The organism is Paraburkholderia mimosarum LMG 23256 = NBRC 106338, from assembly GCF_000739815.1.
GTDB classification, from domain to species: Bacteria; Pseudomonadota; Gammaproteobacteria; order Burkholderiales; family Burkholderiaceae; genus Paraburkholderia; species Paraburkholderia mimosarum.
The window spans coordinates 1-5,870 of sequence record NZ_BBJJ01000155.1 but is presented as its reverse complement, the minus strand read 5'-3'; the positions used below and the strand labels follow the sequence as shown (position 1 = coordinate 5,870).

The window sequence follows — 5,870 nt, the reverse complement described above, 5'->3', positions numbered from 1 at the left end:
GGTGATCCACGCCGGAACCCTCGAAAATTCCGTCATAACATCGGACGGGTTATCACGCGGGCCGCAGTTCGATGAGATTGTTGGACAGATCGAGGCCATCCTGACAGTCCCGACAGACCCAATGTAGCATCGGCCCGACCGGATCCGGATGGTCGCTGAAGGCCGTCAACGCCACATCGTACTGGGCATCGGTCGTGGTCGAGCGCATGATGCGCTCGAGGTTGGACACGATACCGTCCAGGCTGCACTCGCCGATGTCAGCCTTGAATACCGTCACGCCACCCGACGGATTGATACCAAAGAAGAAAAACGCCTTCGTCTCGATCATGTGCGACAGGATCGTCCTGGCGATCGCATTGGCTGGATTGATCAGGGCGTTGAAGATTCGATAGCCGTAGAACTCAAAGCCGAAATGCACGACTTCGAAGTCGTCGGTGCCGCGTACCGAATGCCCGAAGTTGAAGCCGCCGCGCGTGAGGGCTTGTGGAATATCGTCGACGGGACGCAGTGCCAGGCAGGCATAGCGCGTTTGGCCCTCGGCGACGAGCCCCATGGCAAAGCAAGGCGCCCGCTCGGCCAGCAGGGCCTCGACAAATTTTCGGTTCATGCGTAGCGTGGGCAGCATCAGGATTCCTGGTGTGGATTAAAAGTCGCTGCTCCAGTTGCTCATCGGCGTCGAACATCAATGGCTACTCGTCGTCGAGATCGAACAGCGCTCGATCTGCCGGACGGAACAGGAACTCGTCCATCATCGCGCGGAAATCCGCAACATCCCACTCGCCGCGGTCGACACGGCGCAGCAACGCCTCGCCGGCCAGCACGATCTTTCGCTCGCGATCCGCGCGCGTTTGCTTGACCTGCTGGCGCTGTGCCTTGGCGGCTGCCTTGCGGGCTGTCTTGATCTCCTGCAGCTTGTCGTCTGTCGCGGCAAGGCGATGTTTCAGCATGTTCATTCTGAAGACCTGTGGGGTGGGCGTTTGCGGAGCGCAGTATTTGTGTTGTGACCGGGAGCTCAGTCGGTAAATGCCTGCCCGAACTGACGTGCCCGTTTCACGTCGTCGGTATGCAAATAAATCGACGTTGTCGAAATCGATGCATGACGAAGGTTATCTCGCACCGCACTGAGCTCGACGCCCTTCGCAATCGCGTGGGTTGCATGGGTATGGCGCATCCAGTGCGGTGTCGCCTGCCGGAGTTTCTCAGCCAGCGCGGGATGGTCGTTTTCAATAGTCTGCGCAGCGTGCCTGAAAAACCGGCGCATGACTTCCCACAGACGCAGGGGCTTGATGCCGTCAGCATCGGCGTCCAGGCTGCCGATCAGCGGCGTGGCGGGGTTCCAGTGCGCGCGGCTGACGGGCAATCCCCGGTCCTGAAGATACCGGTCCAGCGCGGTGCGAGCCAGGGGTGTCAAGGTCACCCGGGCTGGCTTGCCGCCCTTGCCGATCACGTGCAGCCAGTGGTCGCCGGCAGCGTCCGCCTCGACACTGCGCAAGGTTGCACTGGCCAGTTCGCTGATCCGCAGTCCGGTCGCGTATCCGAAATCCAGCATGAAACGGAGCCGCTGCGCGGCAGCCGCCTGCCAGGCGTACGACCACTCGAGCCCGTTGGCAATGGTGCGCGTGAGCAGCCATTCGCCTTCGGTGAAGGCGTGCGTGGTCTCGAGCGCCATCGCGCGCTTGCTGCCGCGCACCTTGATGCCGGCAAAAGGGTTGGCCACGACATAGCGCTGTTCGACCAGCCAGCGGAACAGGGCGTTGAGCACGGCAAGCGCATGGGCGATCGAACGCGCCGAGAGGTTATCGACGAACGGGCGCCAGTCGGGCGACGTGCGCGGCCGCGGTGGTCCGACCCAGCGTTCACGTGGTGTCGGCCTGCGCAGAAAGGCCCGGTAGTCGGTTGCATCCTTCGTGGTCAGGGAAGACAACGCCTTGCCGCGAGCAACAATGGCCCAGAGAATCAGCCGTTCGGCTTCCTTGCGGTAGGCGCGCTGCGTGGCCGGAGATTCGTGCAGCGCAAGCCAGGCCTGGATGGCCTCGTAATCGTTGTCGACGCCCAGGATGCAGCCCGACGCCGGTGCGCGGAATGCGCCGGCTGACCCGTCAACCTCGTGTGGTAGCCGCAGCTGTTCCCAGGGCGTCACGACGGACTGCCGGTCCGCGATGATCAGGGCGCGGGCCCGTTCGGTGAGCGCCGGGTGCGCGGCAAAGAAGGCCTCGATCCTTCTGGCGCTGGCCGGGCCGAGACCGGGAATGACGATCCACCACTGCCGGCGACGCGGAATCCGTACCGTGAGATCGGCCAGGGTCCGGACACCGGCCGCGTACAGGGTGCGGGTAGCGCGATCCGGCAGCCAGCGCGCAATGTCGTCTCCGATCTGCGGGGTCGGTGAAGGCAGCGTGCGTAGCGTTTCGACAGCCTGCGTAGTGACGCGCGCGTGATGCCTGCGCTTGTGCGCCGGGCACTCGAACAGCGTGGCCAGATCTGCCCGCTGCCGGCTGCGGGCATAAAGTGCAAGTTGCCGGCGGATCTGGCCGATGACGCCGCGGGCAGACTCGCCATGGCCGGGCCGCTCGTGCAGGTAGCGGCGGACCGCGTCACGCGAGGAGGCGCCCTCGTACCAGGCACGCAGCGCAGCCAGCGCGTCGGCGTCGGGGAAGTCGGTCGGGATGCCGGCGGCGGGCGGGAGTGTGAGGCGCGTTTTCATGATATTGCGTTTAGTGCAAAAACGACTGTACAGAGATAATAACTCTTATCTCTGTAGAATCGCGAATTTTCATTACCTCGCATTTTCAGGATAAAGAATAGCCGATGAACAAAAAGAATAAGCGACTCAGCGTCTTATCCGACGCCGAACAGGAAGCCTTGTATGGCCTGCCGGATTTCGATGATGCACAGCAGCTGGAATACCTGGCATTGACGGAAACCGAGTTGGCGCTCGCCAGCAACCGCCCGGGTCTTCATGCCCAAGTCTATTGCCTCTTGCAGATCGGCTACTTCAAGGCCAAGCACGCCTTCTTCCGTTTCGACTGGGATGAAGTCGACAGCGATTGCACTTTCGTGCTGAGCCGCTATTTCCGCGGTGAGCCGTTCGAACGCAAGGCGATCACCAAGTATGAATACTACGCCCAGCGCGAGCAGATCGCCAAACTATTCGGCTACCGTCCCTGGACAGCCGCCGTCTTGCCGCAGCTCGCGCAGCAGGCCGAGCAGACCGTGCGGCGCGACGTAACGCCGGGGTTCGTCGCCGCCGAACTAATCGTTTGGCTCAATGAACACAAGATTATCCGGCCCGGCTACGCGACCTTGCAAGAATTGGTCAGCGAAGCGCTATCGGCCGAGCGCCGCCGCTTGGGCTGCCTGCTGGCGCAAGCATTGGATGAATCCGCCAAGGCCGCGCTGAGCCAGCTTCTGGTGCGTGATGACACCTTGTCGCAACTGGCGGCGCTCAAGCAGGACGCCAAGAATTTCGGCTGGCGCCAGATGGTCCGCGAGCGCGAAAAGCGCGCCACGCTGGAGCCACTGCACGCCATCGCCAAGGCACTGCTGCCAAAGCTCGGCGTCTCACAGCAGAACCTGCTGTACTACGCGAGCCTGGCAAACTTCTACACCGTCCACGACCTGCGCAATCTGAAGGCCGACCAGACCCAACTCTACCTGCTGTGCTACGCCTTGGTACGCTACCGGCAGCTCTCCGACAACCTGGTCGATGCAATGGCGTACCACATGAAACAGTTGGAGGACGAAAGCAGCGCGGGTGCAAAACAATCCTTTGCCGACGAGCAGGTACGCCGTCAGCAGGAAACGCCGCGGGTAGGCCGCCTGCTGTCACTCTATGTTGACGATTGCGTGACTGATCCCACGCCCTTCGGCGAGGTACGGCAGCGCGCCTACAAGATCATGCCTCGCGATACGCTGCAAACCACGGCGCAGCGTATGAGCGTGAAACCGGCAAGCAAGCTGGCCTTGCAGTGGAAAGCGGTGGACGGCCTGGCCAACCGCATTCGCCGCCATCTTCGTCCGCTGTACGTTGCGCTCGACCTCTCTGGCTCCAGTCCGGACAGTCCGTGGCTTGCCGCGCTGGCCTGGGCCAAAGGCGTTTTCGCCAGACAGCAGCAGCTGTCGCAACGGCCGCTCGACGAGTGTCCTTCGGCGACGCTTCCGAAACGTTTGCGGCCGTACCTCCTGACCTTCGATGCCGACGGCAAACCAACCGGCTTGCACGCTGAGCGCTATGAATTCTGGCTGTACCGCCAGATCAGGAAGCGCTTCCAATCGGGTGAACTCTACCTCGACGACAGCCTGCAACACCGGCATTTCTCCGACGAGCTGGTCTCGCTGGACGGGAAGGTCGATGTGCTCGCGCAGATGGACATCCCCTTCCTGCAGCAACCCGTCGATGCCCAACTCGATGCTCTGGTATCCGAACTAAGCACGCAGTGGCTGGCGTTTAACCGCGAGCTGAAACAGGGCAAACTGACGCACCTCGAATACGACAAGGACACGCAGAAGCTGACCTGGCGCAAGCCCAGGAGCGAGAACCAGAAGACGCGCGAAAAAGCGTTCTACGGGAAACTTCCGTTCTGCGATGTGGCCGACGTGTTTCGCTTCGTCAACGACGAGTGCAAGTTTCTGTCGGCGCTCACGCCCATGCAGCCGCGCTATGCGAAGAAGGTCGCCGACGCCGACAGCCTGATGGCAGTCATCATCGCGCAAGCGATGAACCACGGCAACCAGGTCATGGCGCGTACCAGCGACATCCCATATCACGTGCTGGAGAGCGCCTATCAGCAGTACCTGCGTCAGGCAACGCTGCACGCGGCCAACGACTGCATCAGCAACGCCATCGCCGCGCTACCGATTTTCCCGTATTACTCGTTCGGCATCGACACGTTGTACGGTGCCGTAGACGGGCAGAAGTTCGGCGTCGAGCGGCCGACCGTAAAGGCGCGTTATTCGCGCAAATACTTCGGACGCGGCAAGGGTGTGGTCGCCTACACGCTGCTGTGCAACCACGTGCCGCTCAACGGCTACCTGATTGGCGCACACGACTACGAGGCTCATCACGTGTTTGACATCTGGTATCGCAACACGTCGGACATCATGCCGACCGCGATCACCGGCGACATGCACAGCGTCAACAAGGCCAATTTCGCCATCCTGCACTGGTTCGGCCGGCGCTTCGAACCCCGCTTCACCGACCTCAACGCGCGATTGAAAGAGCTCTACTGCGCTGATGATCCGGCACAGTACGCGGAGTGCCTGATTCGGCCAGTCGGGAAAATCGACTGTGATCTCATCAATCGCGAGAAGCCGAACATCGACCGAATCGTTGCCACCCTCGGGTTGAAGGAAATGACACAGGGCACGCTGATCCGCAAGCTGTGCACCTACACCACGACGAACCCGACGCGGCGCGCAATCTTCGAGTTCGACAAGCTCATCCGCAGTATCTACACGCTGCGCTACCTGCGCGATCCTCAACTGGAACGCAACGTGCACCGCTCGCAGAATCGTCTCGAGTCCTACCATCAGCTACGATCGGCCATCGCCCAGGTCGGTGGCAAAAAGGAACTGACCGGCCGCACCGACATTGAAATCGAGATCAGCAACCAGTGCGCACGGTTGATTGCCAACGCGATCATTTTCTACAACTCGGCAATCTTGTCGCGGCTGGTGACGAAGTACGAGGCGGCGGACAACGGCAAGGCGCTGGGACTCATCACTCAGATTTCGCCGGCGGCATGGCGACATATCCTGCTCAACGGGCACTATACCTTTCAAAGCAACGGCAAGACGATCGACCTGGATGCACTCATTTCGGGCCTGGAACTGGAGTGACGGAATTTTCGAGGGTTCCGGCGTGGATCCCC

Annotated in this window: 4 protein-coding genes; 1 reads left to right on the top strand and 3 read right to left on the bottom strand. The window is 61.5% G+C overall.

Annotated elements, in window-relative coordinates; genetic code table 11:
* Positions 1 to 52 precede the first annotated feature (52 nt).
* The 3 genes from BMI01S_RS35620 to BMI01S_RS35610 form a co-directional block, all read right to left on the bottom strand.
* The gene (locus BMI01S_RS35620; protein ID WP_028233025.1) at positions 53 to 625 is read right to left on the bottom strand and encodes a hypothetical protein; all 573 of its coding nucleotides are present in this window, start codon (positions 623 to 625) and stop codon (positions 53 to 55) included.
* Positions 626 to 689: 64 nt separating this feature from the next.
* A complete protein-coding gene (locus BMI01S_RS35615; protein ID WP_028215708.1) occupies positions 690 to 953 on the bottom strand; it encodes a hypothetical protein in 264 nt (87 codons plus the stop codon).
* 59 nt (positions 954 to 1,012) lie between these two features.
* Entirely contained in the window at positions 1,013 to 2,704 is a 1,692-nt protein-coding gene (locus BMI01S_RS35610) for a site-specific integrase (RefSeq protein ID WP_028233026.1), read from the bottom strand.
* A 104-nt stretch (positions 2,705 to 2,808) separates the two neighbouring features.
* Here BMI01S_RS35610 and BMI01S_RS35605 point away from each other — a divergent pair, with 104 nt between their 5' ends.
* Complete coding sequence (locus tag BMI01S_RS35605) at positions 2,809 to 5,838, top strand: Tn3 family transposase (RefSeq protein WP_042292655.1); 3,030 nt, start codon at positions 2,809 to 2,811, stop codon at positions 5,836 to 5,838.
* Positions 5,839 to 5,870: the final 32 nt, after the last annotated feature.